Source organism: Pseudomonas ogarae (genome assembly GCF_014268695.2).
Taxonomy (GTDB): Bacteria; Pseudomonadota; Gammaproteobacteria; order Pseudomonadales; family Pseudomonadaceae; genus Aquipseudomonas; species Aquipseudomonas kilonensis.
On the sequence record NZ_CP077086.1, the window covers coordinates 3,759,046 to 3,774,318 of the forward strand.

Below are 15,273 nucleotides of genomic sequence, written 5' to 3' on the forward strand. Positions count from 1 at the left end.
GTGATCCTTTACCGACTGAAAAGAGGCTTGAACTATAACAAGCCATCGCGACAGGACGTAGGCAGTGCATCGGCCAAAAGCGGGACTGACTGCCGACGTGACCAAGGAAATTCTTATGGAAAAGGGGGAACTCCGTGGGAGCAAGGCTTGCCCATCAACAGTGATCAGGGTTTCTCGTCCGCCTCCAACTGCCCATCCCAACCACCACCCAATGCGGCAATCAACTGCACGCTGGCGATCAAGCGGCTCTGTTGCAGGCTCAGCACACTGCGCTCATTGCTCAAGGCCGTGGCCTGGACGGTGACCACGTCGAGGTAGGCAATCAAGCCGGCCTTGTACTGGTTCTGCGTCAGACGCAAGGATTCCCGGGCGGCGTCCAGGGCTTCCTGGCGCACGCGGGCTTCGTCTTCCAGCACCTTGAGCTGGATCATGTAGTTTTCCACCTCGCGCAAGCCGTCGAGCACCGTCTGGCGATAGGTGGCGACGGTCTGGTCATACGCCGCGACGGTACGGTCGACTTCCGCCGAACGCTGGCCGCCATCGAACAGCGTCATCGCCAATTGCGGCCCTACCGACCAGAAGCGGTTCGGGACGCTCACCCAGTTGTCGTAGGTACTGCTGCTGTAGCCGCCACTGAGGCTCAGGGTCAGGTCCGGGTAGTACGCGGCCTTGGCGACGCCGATGTTGGCGTTGGCGGCCATTACCGAACGCTCTGCCGAGGCGATGTCCGGCCGGCGTTCGAGCAGTTGCGACGGCAATGCCACCGGGATCTGCGGCAGCGACGGGATGTCCTGGGTCTCGGCCAGGTTGAACTCGGCCGGCGGCAGGCCAATCAGCACGGCGATGGCGTTTTCAAACTGGGCCCGCTGCCAGATCAGGTCGATCAGGTCGCCCTGGGTAGTCTTGAGCTGGTTTTGCGCCTGGGCCACCGCGTCCCTGCCGGACACTCCGGCACGGTACTGGTTTTCGGTCATTTTCAGGGAGCGCTGATAATTGTCGACGGTGGTCTGCAACAGGCGCTTCTGTTCATCGATCACCCGCAACTGCAAGTAGTTCTGCACCAGTTCCGATTGCTGGCTCAGGCGCATCGCCGCCAGGTCGGCAAAACTGGCTTGGGCGCTCGCCTCGTCGGCTTCCAGGGTGCGACGCAGCTTGCCCCACACGTCCGCCTCCCAACTGACGCCGGCCTGGGCGCTGTAGGTGTCGCGAATGCCGCTGGACGAACTGCTCAGGCTCGAACTGCTGCTGCCGGTGCCCTGGCTGGAGCGGGTCTTGCCAACGGTCAGGTCCACGGTGGGGAAAAATGCGCCACGGGCATTGCGCACCAGCGCCCGGGCCTGCCGGTACTGGGCGTCGGCCTGGGCCACGGTCTGGTTGGACGCATTGAGCTGGTCCACCAGGCCATTGAGTTGCGCATCGCCGTATAGCTCCCACCAGGCGCCCCTGGCCATCGCATCGCTAGGGTTGGCCTGACGCCAGCCCTGGGCCTCCTTGTATTGCACCGGGGCGGCAGCCTGGGGACGTTGATAATCCGGGCCGACGGCACAGGCACTGAGCATCGCCACGCACAGCACCAGGCTCAGCACCCGCGAGCCACGGGCGGTCGCCAGCGTTGCGGCAAGATTGAAAGGCGAACGGTCGGTCATAGCGGAGTTTCCAGGGCAGCATCAGTGCGCACACCGCGCCAGCGATTGAAGCGATGGCGCAGCTTGTCGAGATAAAGGTAAACCACCGGGGTGGTGTAGAGCGTCAGTACCTGGCTGAACACCAACCCACCGATGATGGTCAGGCCCAGCGGCTGGCGCATTTCCGAGCCTTCGGCGGCGCCGAGCAGCAGCGGCAAGGCGCCGAGGATCGCCGCCAGCGTGGTCATCAGGATCGGCCGCAACCGCAGCAGGCAAGCGCTGCGGATCGACTCCAGTGGCGTCTGTCCGGCACGTTCCAGTTGCAGCGCCAGATCGATCATCAGGATGGCGTTTTTCTTCACCACGCCGATCAGCAGGAACAGTCCCAACAGCGAGATCAGGCTGAACTCGCCACCCAGCGCGTAGATCGACAGCAACGCGCCGACCCCGGCCGATGGCAACGTAGACAGGATGGTCAGCGGATGAATGTAGCTTTCATAGAGCACACCCAACACCAGGTACACCGCCAGCAACGCCCCGAGGATCATGAACGGTTGGCTTTTCTGGGTGGCGGCGAACGCATCGGCGGTGCCGGCCATTTTCGCGATGACGTCCTCAGGCATCCCAAGCTTGGCAAGTGCCCGCTCGATGGCCGCGGAGCCCTGCTCCACCGTGACACCTTCGGCCATGTCGAAGGAAATGCCCTCGGACGCGAACTGGCCTTCATGGCTGACCCGGTCGTCCTCCAGGCTGTTCTCGTAGTGGGCAATGGCCGACAGCGGCACGCGCGCGCCATCGGCGGTGATCACCTGGACCTGCTCGAGAGTACTCGGGTCCTGGGCATACTTGGGATTGACCTCCATCACCACCTGGTACTGGTTGAGGCTGTCGTAGATGGTGGATATCTGCCGCTGGCTGTAGGCGTTGTTGAGCACCGCGGTGACCATGTCCATGTCGATGCCCAGGCGCTTGGCCTGGTCGCGATCCACCACCAGCGTCACCTGCTGCGCCCCACCACCGTCGCGGGCGTCGATGGCGGTGAGTTCCGGCAAGGCCCGGAAGGCCGCCACGACCTTGGGGTACCACGCGCGCAGCGACGCCAGGTCGGCGCTTTGCAGGATGTAGGAATACTGCGAAGTGGTCTGCTCGCGACCGCCGCCGAACTGCAGGTCCTGGTCGGCCATCAGCATCAATTGCCCGCCGGGGACCTTGGGCATTTCCTTGCGCAGGCGCTCGATGACTTTCTGCGCGGAAATCCCACGCTCCTTGATCGGCTTGAGGCGCACCAGCATGAAGGCGTTGTTGGTGCCGTTGTTACCACCGATAAAACCAGCGACGCTTTGCACCGCCTCGTCCTTGAGCACCGCACGGCGGAAGATTTCCATCTTCGGCTGCATCACGTTGAACGACAGCCCGTCGTCGCCACGCACGAAACCGATCAACTGGCCGGTGTCCTGCTGCGGCATGAAGGTTTTCGGCACCACCACATACAACGCGACGTTCACGCCGATGGTCACCAGCAGGCTCAACAAAGTCAGGCGTCGATGGCGCAGCACCCAGTCCAGGCTGATCGCGTAACCACAGACCATGCGCTCATTGAGCCGCTGGCTCCAGCGCTGCAGGCGGTTCTCCTGCCCCGGCACGTGAGGCTTGAGCCAACGGGCGCAGAGCATCGGCGTGAGGGTCAGCGAGACCACCAGCGAGACCACGATGGACGCCGCCAGGGTGATGGAAAATTCGCGGAACAGGCTCTCGATGATCCCGCCCATGAACAGGATCGACAGGAACACCGCCACCAGCGAGACGTTCATCGACAACAGGGTAAAGCCCACCTCCTCGGCTCCCCGGTACGCGGCCTTCATCGGTGGCACGCCTTCGTCGATATGCCGGGAGATGTTCTCCAGCACCACGATGGCATCGTCCACCACCAACCCGGTCGCGAGGATCAACGCCATCAACGACAGGTTGTTCAGGGAGAAACCGTACAGGTACATCACCGCAAACGTGCCCACCAGCGACACCGGCACCGCCAGGGTCGGGATCAGCGAGGCGCGGAAATTGCCCAGGAACAGGAACACCACCAGCACCACCAGGGCCACGGCGATCAGCAAGGTCATTTCCGCTTCATGCAGGGTGGCCTTGATCACCGGCGAGCGGTCCATCGCCAGGTTCAGCTTGACGCTGGCCGGTAGCACGGCCTGCAGCGCTGGCAGTTGCGCCTTGATCTCGTTGACCGTCTCGATGATGTTGGCCCCGGCCTGGCGGTTGATCACCAGCAACACGGCGGCATCGTTGTTGAAGAAACCGCTGTTGTAGCGATCCTCGACGCTGTCAGTGACTTTCGCCACGTCCTTGAGCCGCAATACCGAGCCGTCCTGGTAGCGGATGATCAGCGTTTCGTAGTCCTTGGCCTTTTCCAACTGGTCGTTGGCCTGGACCTGCCACATGCGCCGGTCGTCCTCCACCGAGCCCTTGGGCCGGCGTACGTTGCTGTCGGCGATAGCGGTGCGCACATCGTCCAGGGCCACGCCGTACTGATTGAGCAACTGTGGCTCCAGTTCGATGCGCACCGCCGGCAACGAGCTGCCGCCGATCTGCACCTCGCCGACGCCCGACACCTGGGACAGGCTCTGGGACAGGATGGTGGACGCCAGGTCATAGAGCTGGCCCTTTTCCAACACATCCGAGGTCAGCGAGAGCACCATGATCGGCGCCTGGGACGGGTTGACCTTCTTGTAGGTGGGCATGCTGCGCATGCCGCTGGGCAACAGGTTGCGCGACGCATTGATGGCCGCCTGCACTTCCCGGGCGGCGCCGTTGATGTCACGGTCCAGGTCGAATTGCAGAATGACGCGGGTAGAACCCTGGCTGGAACGGCTGCTCATGGTGTTGACCCCGGCGATGGCGCCGAAGGAACGCTCCAGGGGCGTAGCCACCGTTGAAGCCATCACCTCGGGGCTGGCCCCTGGCAGGTTGGCCTGGACCACGATCACCGGGAAATCCATTTGCGGCAGCGGCGCAACCGGCAGCAGGCCGAAGCTCACGCCACCGAGCAGCATGATGGCGAAGCTCAGGAGCATGGTTGCGACCGGGCGGCGGATGAAGGGGCCGGAGAGGTTCATCGACCACAGCCCCTTGCTTCAATGGACAGGCTTTCGTGGCGAGGGAGCTTGCTCCCGCTTGAGTGCGCAGCGCTCACAGAAAGGGCCGCTGCGCAGCCCAGCGGGAGCAAGCTCCCTCGCCACGAAAAGCCCTTGCACGCCAAGAATGCCGTCATACCTCCACCTCATCCGCTTCAGGCCGGGCAAACCGACGCCCCAGTCGATCGAAATACAGGTAGATCACCGGTGTCGTGAACAGCGTCAATACCTGGCTCACCAACAACCCACCGACCATCACCAAGCCCAGGGGCTGGCGCAGTTCGGCGCCGGAGCCGGTGGCGAACATCAGCGGTATTGCGCCGAACAAGGCCGCCAGGGTGGTCATCAGGATCGGGCGGAAGCGCAGCAATGCAGCCTGGTAGATCGCTGTCTGCGGGTCCATGCCCTGGTTGCGCTCGGCGTCGAGGGCGAAGTCGATCATCATGATCGCGTTCTTCTTGACGATGCCGATCAGCAGAATGATGCCGATGATCGCGATCATGCCCAGGTCATTGCCGCTGAGGATCAAGGCCAGCAAGGCACCGATGGCCGCCGAGGGCAAGGTGGAAAGAATGGTGATCGGGTGGATGTAGCTTTCGTACAGCACGCCCAGCACGATGTACATGGTCACCACCGCTGCCAGGATCAGCAGCAAGGTACTCGACAGCGACGCCTGGAATGCCTGGGCCGCGCCCTGGAACTCGGTCTGCACACCCACCGGCATGCCAATGTCCTGCTGGACCTTTTCGATCACGTCCACCGCATGCCCCAGGGCCACGCCCGGCGCGAGGTTGAACGACATCATCACCGCCGGAAACTGGCCAATGTGGGCAATCGCCAGTTGCGCCTGGCGTTCTTCGACCCGGGCCAGGCTCGACAGCCGCACCTGCCCACCGTCGGTGGTCTTGACGTGAATCTGGTCCAGCGCCTGGGGCCCGATCCGTTCCCCGGCCTGGGCCTGCAACACCACGCGGTACTGGCTGGCCTGGGTGTAGATGGTGGAAATCTGCCGCTGGCCGAAGGCGTCATAGAGTGCATCGGTGATGTTCGACACCGAGACGCCCAGGCGTGAGGCCGCGTCGCGGTCGATCACCAGGTAGACCTGCAGGCCCTTGTCCTGCAGGTCGCTGGCCACATCGGTCAGCTCCGCCTGTTGGGCCAGGGCCTCGACCAGGCGCCCGCTCCACAGGCTGAGCAACTCGGCATCCGGCGATGACAGGCTGAACTGGTATTGGGTGCGGCTGACCCGGTCTTCAATGGTCAGGTCCTGCACCGGCTGCATGAACAGGCGAATACCCACCAGCCGATCCAATTGCGGCTGCAAGCGGGCAATGATCTCGGTGGCGCTGTCATCCCGTTCACTGTGGGGCTTGAGGTTGATCAGCAGGCGCCCGCTGTTGAGCGTGGCGTTATCGCCGTCCACGCCGATGTAGGACGACAGGCTCTGCACCGCCGGGTCGGCGAGAATCACTTTCGCCAGTTGCTGCTGGCGCTCGCTCATGGCGGCAAAGGAGATCGATTGCGGCGCCTCGGAAATGCCCTGGATCACGCCGGTGTCCTGCACCGGAAAGAACCCCTTGGGCACGGCCAGGTACAGCACCACCGTCAGTACCAGGCTGCCCACCGCCACCAACAGGGTCAGTGGCTGATGCTTGAGCACCCACTGCAACTTGCGTCCGTAGGCGGCGATCAACCAGTCGATCCAGGCGCCGCTGGCGCGATAGAAACGGCCCTGCTCTGCTTCCTTGGGCTCGCGCTTGAGCAAGCGGGCGCACATCATCGGCGTCAGGGTCAGGGACACCACCAGGGAAATCAGGATCGCCACCGCCAGGGTGATGGCGAACTCGCGAAACAACCGCCCCACGACGTCGGCCATGAACAGCAGCGGAATCAGCACGGCAATCAGCGACAGCGTCAGGGAAATCAGCGTAAAGCCGATCTGCTTCGCGCCCTTGAGCGCGGCCTGCAACGGGCTGTCGCCCTCCTCGATGTAACGGGCGATGTTCTCCAGCATGACAATGGCATCGTCCACCACAAAACCGGTGGCAATCGTCAAGGCCATCAGGGTCAGGTTATTGATGGAAAAACCGGCCAGGTACATCACGCCGAAGGTGCCGATCAGCGACAGCGGCACGGCCACCGACGGGATGATCGTGGCGCTGACCCGACGCAGGAACAGGAAGGTCACCATGACCACCAGCGCAATGGCGATCAGCAATTCATGCTGCACATCGGTAACCGAAGCGCGGATGGTCTGGGTGCGGTCGGTCAGCACGGTGACATCCAGGCCGGCCGGCAGGTTGTCGGTGATGCTCGGCAGCAGGGCCTTGATCCGGTCCACCACCTCGATGACATTGGCCCCCGGCTGGCGCTGGATGTTCAGCAGCACGGCCTGGTTTTCGTTGGCCCATGCAGCCAGGCGTTCGTTTTCGGCGCCGTCGACGATCTGTGCCACGTCCTTGAGCCGCAACGGCGCGCCATTGGCGTAGGCCAGGATCAGCTCGCCGTAGTCCTTGGGCGAGGTCAGTTGGTCGTTGGCGTCGAGCATCGAGACCCGGGTCGGGCCGTCGAAGTTGCCCTTGGGCTGGTTGACGTTGGAAGCGCCGATCAGCGTGCGTACATCGGCCAGGTTCAGGCCGTTGGCCGCCAGGGCCTCGGGATTGACCTTGATTCGCACGGCCTGGCGTTGGCCACCGGCGATGGTGACCATGCCCACACCGCTGATCTGGGCGATCTTCTGCGCCATGCGCGTGTCCACCAAGTCATTGAGCTTGGGCAGCAGCATGGTCTTGGAGGTGATTGCCAGGGTCAGCACCGGGGTGTCGGCCGGGTTGACCTTGTTGTACACCGGCGGCGCCGGCAGGTCGTCGGGCAGCAGGTTGGTGGCGGCGTTGATCGCAGCCTGCACCTGCTGCTCGGCGACATCCATGTTGATGTCGAGGTTGAAGCGCAGGGTAATCACCGACGCACCGCCGGAACTGGTGGAGGCCATTTGCGTCAGGCCCGGCATCTGTCCGAACTGCCGCTCCAGGGGCGCGGTCACCGCACTGGTCATCACATCGGGACTGGCGCCCGGGTACAGGGTCATCACGCGGATGGTCGGGTAATCGACTTGGGGTAGTGCTGACACCGGCAGCAGCCGATAGGCGATCAGGCCGGCCAGGATGATCGCCAGCATGCTCAGTGTCGTGGCGACCGGGCGAAGGATGAACAGTCGCGAGAAATTCATGCGCCGCCCTTTTTCGCCTGGTCGGCCGCGGCCGGCTCAGTGGGCGCCGCTGCGGACTTGCCCTGCAGGTGCTCGGTCGGCGTGGTGGGCACTTCCTGGCTGTCGCTGACCACTTCCACTTCGCTGCCTTCCTTCAAGCGATCGGTGCCTTCGAGCACCACCCGGTCACCGGCGGCCAAGCCTTCGGTGACCACCGTGTTCGCACCGTCGCTGGCGCCAATCTTCAGCTTTTTGATGGTGACCTTCTTGTCGCCCTCCAGGGCATAGACGAAGGTGCCATTGGTGCCGAACTGGATGGCCGCCGTCGGCGCCAGGGTCACGCCTTTGAGGGTGTCGGCCAGCAGGTGGACATTGACGAACTGGTTGGGGAACAGCGACTGGTCACGGTTCTCGTAGCGGGCCTTGAACTTCAGGGTGCCGGTGGTGATATCGATCTGGTTGTCCAGGCTTTGCAACACACCGCTGGCCTGGAGCTTCACGTCGCCCCGGTCCCAGGCTTCGACCGGCAGTTTCGCCCCGCTGCGGTAACGGGCGAGCACCGTGTCGAGGTTGTTCTCCGGCAAGGTGAACACGACGCTGATGGGTTGGGTCTGGGTGATGACCGCCAGGGCGGTGGTGTCGTTGGCCGCCACCAGGTTGCCGGTGTCCAGCTGCCGCAGGCCGACCCGCCCGGAGATGGGCGCGCGGATCCTGGTGAATTCGAGGTTGAGCTTGGCGTCGTTGACTGCCGCCTGGTTGGTCTTGACCGTGCCCTGGTATTGGCCTACCAGCGCCGCGGCGGTGTCGAGGGTCTGCTTGGCAATACTGTCTTCGGCGTACAGGCCGCGATACCGCTCGAAGTCTACCTGGGCATTTTTCAACTGGGCCTGGTTCTGCAACAGCGTGCCTTCGGCCTGGAGCAAGGCGTTCTGGTACGGACGCGGGTCGATCTCGGCCAGCAAGTCTCCAGCCTTGACCATTTGCCCTTCTTCGAAGGCGATCTTGACCAGTTCGCCGCCCACGCGGCTGCGCACGTTGATGGTATTGAGGGCCGTGACCGTGCCCAGCGCCTTGAAGTACAGCGGAAAATCCCCGGTCACCACCGGCGCCACCCGAACCGGGATCGGCCCCGTCGCCCCACCGAACCCTGGCCGCATACCACCCGAACGCCCCATGTGCCCCGCCGCGGCTTTATCCCCTTCCCCAGGCTTCTGGGCCGAGCCACTGGGCCAGAACTTCCAGGCCAGCACCGCGACAACCAATACGATGAACAGGCCGAACAGCCAGCGACGGGAATTGCGGGAAACAGAGGATTGCATGGAGTGATCAACCATTGGGCGCGTGGACTTCTTTTACGGGAGGCTGAACGATAAGCACTGGCGGGTGTTTAGCAAAGCGCCTTTACCGGCAATTTACGTTGGGCTTACCTGGCACATAGTCGGCTAAAGCCTTGAAGTACAAAAGAAAACGGCCTGGATAAGCCAGGCCGTTAACAATTGTAATAAATACCTTATTTCATTCCACTTATTTCAGAACGGCCAGGGCAGCGTCATAGTTCGGCTCTTCACCGATTTCCTTGACCAGTTCGCTGTGCAGCACAGTGTCGTTTTCGTCCAGCACCACCACGGCACGGGCGGTGAGGCCTTTCAGCGGGCCATCAGCAATTGCCACGCCGTAGTCCTGGATGAATTCGGCACCGCGCAGTGTGGACAGGTTCTGGACGTTTTCCAGGCCTTCGGCACCGCAGAAACGCGCCTGGGCAAACGGCAGGTCGGCGGAAATGCACAGCACCACGGTGTTGCTCAGGTCGTTGGCCTGGGCATTGAACTTGCGCACGGAGGTGGCGCAGGTCGGCGTGTCGACACTTGGGAAAATGTTCAGCACTTTGCGCTTGCCGGCGAAGTCCTTCAGGGAAACGTCCGACAGATTGCCGGCAACCAGGGAAAAGGCTGGCGCCTTGGAACCGGCTTGTGGCAACTGGCCGTTGACTTGGACCGGGTTGCCTTTGAGGGTGACTTGAGCCATGAACGGATTCCTTCTGACAGGTTTGAAAATGGTGAGGCCGGAGTTAACCACGAAATGCTTGCGCGACCTATGGCCGGACATAAAAAGACATGGCGTCGACCTCACCTCCTAAGCGACGGCGGTGGCTATTGGGCCTTGAATTTCAGAAACGACTGATGCAGATCCGACGCCCAGCCATCGATGACCCCTTTGACATCATCGGGTTTCATGACCTGGGACTCGTTGGACAACGGCTTGCCCGTGCCTTTGCGCACCACTTGGGCGACCACTGCGTTGTTGCCCCCGTCGAGAAAAACCGCTTCGGTGCCCAGGGTGGTTTCCTGGTCGCGAATGCCGCTGGCCGTGCTGACAGCGGCCGCCACCAGCGCAATCGGGATCACCTCATAAGGTTTCAAGCCTTCGGTCTTGCTGCTGACCGCCGTGATGGCCGCCCGCATCACCAAGACACCCGGCCCTGGACTGGTCGCCAGGGGCAAGGATTTGCCCGCTTCCCGCTTGAGGGCCTGATCGTAATAAGCGGTGATGCCAGACAGTGTGCCCTGGGGGATCTTCACGGTCGGCTGTGGCTTGGGATAAAGCTGCGTCGGCTCGATATAAATACTGGTGTACTTGCCCGGGTCGATCTTCGGATCGACCCAACGCATGACCTCGGCCCCCGACGGCGACTTCTCTTCCTTGAGCCGGCTGTAATCACCCAGGAACCCGGAGTACTCATCCGGCTGGGTGACTTTGCTGGAGCAACCCGCCAAGGCGAGCGAGGCAATGCAAACAGTGCCGATCATCGACGAAAACTTCATGCTGTCACTCCTGTAAGCCACACGAGGCGGGGCCGGAACTACAGGTATAGCCAATGGACAGGTTTTTGCCTGCTTTGAAAAGAGTGCGCGAGTCAGCCGCGCTCGCGCGGTATCAGGCTCTGCAACTGTTGCGCGAGGAAGTTGGCATCGAAAACAAACGTGTCGGGGTCCTTCAACCCGTTGGTCCGGCGCCATTGCCATTGCGCCGATGGCGGTTGGCAAACCAGGGAAATGCTGCCGTGACGGGTCGCGGCAAGGCCCATGATCGACAAAGAAATCAGCCCGCCCGCGCCCATCACCTCCGGCACGAACTCCACCGGTTTCCCGGTAATGGACAAGGTCAGTTTTTCCGTGTTGAAACTGGATGTCTCTACCGGAACGCTCGGCCCGTGAGCCACATACGCCTCACGGCTCAACGTCAAAAGACCGGGCGCCACGACTGGCGCCAGCCATTGCTCGATTTGTCCGTACAACGCCTTGATCTGTTCTGACCAGACCAACGACTGGGCCTGGTGCTGTTGTTTTTTGTGCGCTTCACTGTCTGCGTAGTGACGAAGCATCTCGCCCAATTGCCGTATATCGTCCATGGGCTGTTCCTCTATTAAGGCGTGCTGCAAAGCTGGATGATGACAGGTTCAAGCCATCAACGTACGCAAAAGCCACTTTGCCCGATAGCTGATCGCTCAGCGCAACCGCGCCATCGCCAGCGTATCCACCCAGCGCCCATCACGCACGGCATAGTCGCGCATGAGGCCTTCGGTTTCGAAGCCGAACTTGCGGTACAGGCCGATGGCCGCTTCGTTGTCGGCGTACACCGTCAACTCGACCCGCCGCAGGTTCATCCAGTTGTCCGCGACGTCCAGCGCGGCGGCCAGCAGCATCGAACCCACGCCTTTGCCATGCCAGGCGACAGCCACACCCATGCCGAGACTGCCGCAATGGGCGCGGCGTACGCGCGAAAACTGCTCCAGTCCCAGGTTGCCAATGACTTCACCCTCGTGCAGCGCCACCAGCTTCAATGAACGCTCGTCATCCATCGCTAGGCGCTTGCGCCAGATTTCGGTGGACTGGAAAGGCATTTGCAACACCTGGCGGGTCACCGCCGGGTCGTTGTAGAGCGCGGTGACACCGGCGATGTGGGCTTCAGTAAAACGTACGAGGGTGATCGAAGACTCGGACATGTGGCTCCTCCCTGGAGCGTGGCAAGGCCGATCACTATAAGCCGCGCCAGGCTATATGGGGAACCTGTGGGAGCGAGCTTGCTCGCGATGAGGCCCTTTCAACCGGCATCGATGTTGAATGGACGACCGCTATCGCGAGCAAGCTCGCTCCCACAGAGGGCCTACTTCCTATTTTGGGTTATGCCTGGAACCAATCCCGGCGCTCATCCAGCGTGTGGTGGATCAGCTCACGAAGCATCTGCACCTCTGGCGAGCCTTCGGCCTGGGCATTGATGGCCATCCACAAGTGCCGCTGCATCGACAGGCCGAACATTTGCGGCAATGCCACCAAGCCTCGGTCAAAGCGGCTCATGTACTGCGGCAACAAACCGATGCAGGCGCTGCAGCGAATCATTTCCAGCATCAATTCATAGGATTGCACCTGCACCACGCCGGCCCGGCGTTGTTCTATCAGGGCGTTCCACGGCGCGAAACCGTCCACGTGTCGGTCCGCCTGCCATTGCACCAGCATGTAGTCGTTCAAGTCTTCCAGGCAGTCCGGGCGTGTGACCGGTCGTGAATAGCGTTTGGCAATGTGCGGAACATAGTCCAACCGCGCCAGCCGATCCGCGGGCAACGTGGCGAAGCTCGGCCCTGGCACTGACGCGTGGGCATCACTCAACCACAGCACCAGGTCGGCGCTGACAGCTTGCAGCGCCAGTTCACTGTCCAGGGTGATGATCTGCAGCCGCACGCTGGCGTTGCGCCGCAGCAACGCGATCAGGTCACGTCCCAGGATGTCATGCAGAATCGACTCGGCCACGGCGAGGCGAATCAAGGGTTGATCGTTCAGCGGCGGCGCGATTTCGTGGGTCAGGGCGATCAATCGCGACTGCAGTTGCCGGCCTTCACGACTGAGGGTCAAGGCGCTGCCCTGGAAGCTGAACAGCGAGCGTTGCAGCCGCGTCTCCAACTGCGCCAACTGCTTGCGCAACCAGGTTGCCTTGACGTTGAGACTACGGGCCGCTTGCATGAAGCAGCCGCAACGGGCACTGACCAGGAAACACTGCGCCACCTGCGGTTCAATACCGCCGGCCAATGCCAGCCAAGGATCGGGGACACGCAACGGCGTGCGGTATGCGGTGACAGCCTGGCGTCCTGCGGGCTCGGTGAAGGTCATGGGTGACTCCCTGTCGGTTGTACGAATATGTGGGCCGGCCTAAAGCCCCTCCTCCAGCACCTTGCTCAACTGCGCGCCATCGATGCTCAACGTGGCCGTGTCGAGCATGCCGTCCAGGTAGGCCTTGGCGATCTGTTCCTGGCGCTGGGCGCGCAGGGCCTGGGTCAGGCGTTCGCGCACGTCGTCCAGGGTCGCTTCCCGGGCCGGCTGTTGTTCGGTGAGCTTGATGACATGGAATCCCGCCGGGCTCTGCACCGGATCCGACACCGCGCCGACCTTCAAGCGCGCCACAGCCTCTCGCACCGGCGCAACCAGTTGCTGCAACGGCTGGAAACCACTGTCGCCACCGCGTTCGGCGCTGACACGGTCCTGGGAAAAGCGGCTGGCCAGGGCGGCAAATTCGGCGGGCGACGCCTGGGCCCTTTTACTCAGTTCCAACGCTTGCCGGCGCACCGCTTCCACCGTTTGCGGTTCGGTGGCGGCCAGGAAAATCTGGCTGACGCGGTACAACGCTGGCGCGGTCCAGTTGGCTTTCCCGGCGTCGTAAGCCTGCTTCAACTCGTCTTCACTGGGATACCCCGCCGGCACCTGGCTGACCGACTGCAAGTAGTCGCGAAACACAATCTGCTCAGCCGCCGCCCGCGTCTGCCGTTCCACCTCGGGCCGCTCGCGCCAGCCCTGGGCGTCGGCCTGCTCCAACACGGCTTTTTCCGCCAGGCGGGCCCGGATCCAGCCTTCCAGCGCAGCTCGATTGCCACGCATCTGCTGGCGAACCTCGGGGGCCAGTGCGGCCAGCAACGCCTTGAGTTCATCGGGGCTGACGTGCTGGTTGCCCAAGCGCGCCAGGCTCGGCGAGTCGGCGTTAGCAACACTGACGGTCTGTACCGCGGCGACCGGATCGCTTCCCGGCCGCAGCCCCAGCACCAGCGCCACGGCGAGCAGGCCCAGCGCTGCGGCGCTGATGACGAAGGTCGGCCTTTTCACGATGCGACGGCCTCCTCCGATGGCGCCTCGACGGGCTCGGCCGGGGTTTGCAGGCGCGCCGCGTTCTGGCTGTACTCACGCAGGTAGACAATGAACTCCTGCAACAGGCGATCCCACAGTTCCAGGTGGCTGCGCAAATGATTGGCGCTCACGCCTGCCGCGACCACCACGTCCATTTCCATCACCAGGAATTCGCCCTGCAACGACAACCGGGCAAAGCGCCGCGAGGCGTTCCACAACTCCACCAACCCAACTGGCAACTCGCCCTGCACCCGCAAGGCACAGCTGAAGGTGAAGTCCAGGTATTGGCCCGCTGTCGGCGCAGGATTGCCGAAACGCACGGCAAAGCCGATGCCCTGGCTGGCGCTGAGCAGTTGCACGATGCCGTTCTGCTCGGTTTCGTTGACCCGGTAACCAGCGGTTTGCAACAACTCGGTCAGGGATTTTGCACCGACGTATTCAATCATTGAGGTCATGCTCGCTTCTTCCTTGTTCTGTTCAGTGAGCGATCGAGGCCTGGGGGGCATCGAAACGGTTCTTGTAGAGATCATCGCCAAACCCCTGGGCCAGCTCTTCGAAACGCACCCGGGCCTTGGCCGCGAACGGCTGGCGGATCTTCATGATGTCGGTCACATCAATGGTTTCGTAGGCATGCAGCAACGTCTTGGCGACTTCGTACATTTGCTGATTCTTGACCGAACATTGCTGCACTTGTGTGTCACGCTCGGTCAATTGCGCCTCCAGGCGGGCGCGCTCGGTCTCTTTACCACGGGCCAGGGCCAACAGTTCTTCATAGGCTTTCTTGAATTTGCCGACCTGCTCGTTGCTGGCCGCCACCTGGGCCTGGGCCTGGCTTTGCAGGTTTTGCTGATGTCCAGCCAGTTGCTCGTTCAGGGTCTGGGCCTTGCTCAGTTGCGCGGTCAATTGCTTGATCTGCGCCTGGGCTTCCTTGACCTGGCTCTCGGCGGCCTGACGAGCGGCACTGGCCTGGGCCTGCTCACTTTGCAGGGCTTGCAACTGAGCGGTGGTGCTGCGCAGTTGTGCCCGCAGGCGCTCTTCCAGGCCTTCGCCGTGCGCCACGCCACTGAGCAGCAGGCCCAGCATCAGCAATGCAGCCGGGCATGGGTATTTCGCTCGCCTTTTCATGAAGCCTC

The 15,273-nt window shown here is 62.6% G+C and carries 12 protein-coding genes; all 12 read right to left on the reverse strand.

The features are described from left to right. Nucleotides 1-164 precede the first annotated feature (164 nt). The 12 genes from HU749_RS16325 to HU749_RS16380 all read right to left on the reverse strand — a co-directional run bounded on the left by HU749_RS16325 (nucleotide 165) and on the right by HU749_RS16380 (nucleotide 15,265). Nucleotides 165-1,646, reverse strand: a complete 1,482-nt coding sequence (locus HU749_RS16325) for an efflux transporter outer membrane subunit (RefSeq protein ID WP_095962611.1) — start codon at nucleotides 1,644-1,646, stop codon at nucleotides 165-167. After that, entirely contained in the window at nucleotides 1,643-4,747 is a 3,105-nt protein-coding gene (locus HU749_RS16330; protein WP_079303106.1) for an efflux RND transporter permease subunit, read from the reverse strand. The genes HU749_RS16325 and HU749_RS16330 overlap by 4 nt, the downstream gene beginning before the upstream one ends. Before the next feature lie 151 nt (nucleotides 4,748-4,898). After that, nucleotides 4,899-7,994 carry an MdtB/MuxB family multidrug efflux RND transporter permease subunit gene (locus tag HU749_RS16335; protein ID WP_046065786.1) on the reverse strand — a complete coding sequence of 1,032 codons (3,096 nt, stop codon included), beginning with the start codon at nucleotides 7,992-7,994 and terminating at the stop codon, nucleotides 4,899-4,901. Next, nucleotides 7,991-9,307 (reverse strand): MdtA/MuxA family multidrug efflux RND transporter periplasmic adaptor subunit, encoded by a 1,317-nt coding sequence (locus HU749_RS16340; RefSeq protein WP_046065785.1) that lies wholly within the window; start codon nucleotides 9,305-9,307, stop codon nucleotides 7,991-7,993. Before HU749_RS16340 ends, HU749_RS16335 begins: the two co-directional genes overlap by 4 nt. 190 nt (nucleotides 9,308-9,497) lie before the next feature. After that, nucleotides 9,498-9,998 (reverse strand): thiol peroxidase, encoded by a 501-nt coding sequence (gene tpx / locus HU749_RS16345; RefSeq protein ID WP_079301264.1) that lies wholly within the window; start codon nucleotides 9,996-9,998, stop codon nucleotides 9,498-9,500. Nucleotides 9,999-10,123: 125 nt separating this feature from the next. After that, entirely contained in the window at nucleotides 10,124-10,795 is a 672-nt protein-coding gene (locus tag HU749_RS16350; RefSeq protein ID WP_079301266.1) for a DUF3313 domain-containing protein, read from the reverse strand. 92 nt (nucleotides 10,796-10,887) lie between these two features. After that, nucleotides 10,888-11,382, reverse strand: a complete 495-nt coding sequence (locus HU749_RS16355; RefSeq protein WP_046065782.1) for a hypothetical protein — start codon at nucleotides 11,380-11,382, stop codon at nucleotides 10,888-10,890. A 96-nt stretch (nucleotides 11,383-11,478) separates the two neighbouring features. After that, the gene (locus HU749_RS16360) at nucleotides 11,479-11,976 is read right to left on the reverse strand and encodes a GNAT family N-acetyltransferase (RefSeq protein WP_079301268.1); all 498 of its coding nucleotides are present in this window, start codon (nucleotides 11,974-11,976) and stop codon (nucleotides 11,479-11,481) included. Nucleotides 11,977-12,154: 178 nt separating this feature from the next. Then, nucleotides 12,155-13,135, reverse strand: coding sequence for a LysR substrate-binding domain-containing protein (locus HU749_RS16365; protein ID WP_095963379.1), 981 nt, complete (start codon nucleotides 13,133-13,135; stop codon nucleotides 12,155-12,157). Nucleotides 13,136-13,174: 39 nt separating this feature from the next. Continuing rightward, a complete protein-coding gene (locus HU749_RS16370; RefSeq protein WP_186650199.1) occupies nucleotides 13,175-14,119 on the reverse strand; it encodes a peptidylprolyl isomerase in 945 nt (314 codons plus the stop codon). Further along, nucleotides 14,116-14,595, reverse strand: coding sequence for a YbjN domain-containing protein (locus HU749_RS16375; protein WP_186650202.1), 480 nt, complete (start codon nucleotides 14,593-14,595; stop codon nucleotides 14,116-14,118). The genes HU749_RS16370 and HU749_RS16375 overlap by 4 nt, the downstream gene beginning before the upstream one ends. A gap of 22 nt (nucleotides 14,596-14,617) precedes the next feature. Beyond that, nucleotides 14,618-15,265, reverse strand: a complete 648-nt coding sequence (locus HU749_RS16380; RefSeq protein WP_046065777.1) for a hypothetical protein — start codon at nucleotides 15,263-15,265, stop codon at nucleotides 14,618-14,620. Nucleotides 15,266-15,273: the final 8 nt, after the last annotated feature.